This window comes from Phycicoccus jejuensis (assembly GCF_000720925.1).
Taxonomy (GTDB): Bacteria; Actinomycetota; Actinomycetes; order Actinomycetales; family Dermatophilaceae; genus Phycicoccus; species Phycicoccus jejuensis.
Window position 1 is genome coordinate 1 of the sequence record NZ_JOEE01000054.1, and the last position, 450, is coordinate 450.

The following is a 450-nucleotide window of genomic DNA, read 5'->3' on the forward strand; positions in this document are numbered from 1 at the left end:
GATCAGCGGGGTGAAGCGGCCGTGCAGTCTCGCCCGGTCCATGGATCTGCTCACCGCCAGTGTGTTGGTACCCGGTGAGCTGGGCGCGCGCGATGAGTTGGCGGTGGCGTTGGTGCCGGCCGAGAGCGAGGGCGTGAACGTCAGCGGGTTCTGGTCCAGCTCCTTCCTGTCGGGGGCCGAGAGCGACCAGGTCACCCTCACCGATGTGCTCGTGCCGCCCGAACTGCTCGTGCGTACCTCCGGTTTGGACGGGCGCCTGGACGAACTGCAGACCGCGGGCCTGGTCTGGTTCGAGCTGCTGATGACGGGGAGTTATCTCGGGGTTGCCAGTGCGCTGGTGGAACGAGTGCTGCTCAACGAGCGGGTGCCCGAGTCGGAGCGGGTGCGGCTGCTGGTGGAGGCCGAGGGGGCGATGGCCCCCGCGGAGGGTGTCGCTCGGCGGCTCGACGA

At 69.3% G+C, this 450-nt stretch carries 1 protein-coding gene; it reads left to right on the forward strand.

Features of this window, described 5'->3' with window-relative positions; translation table 11 throughout:
* Window positions 1-40 precede the first annotated feature (40 nt).
* A partial coding sequence (locus IG69_RS0119580) for an acyl-CoA dehydrogenase family protein (RefSeq protein WP_211251054.1) occupies window positions 41-450 on the forward strand: 410 nt, incomplete at its 3' end.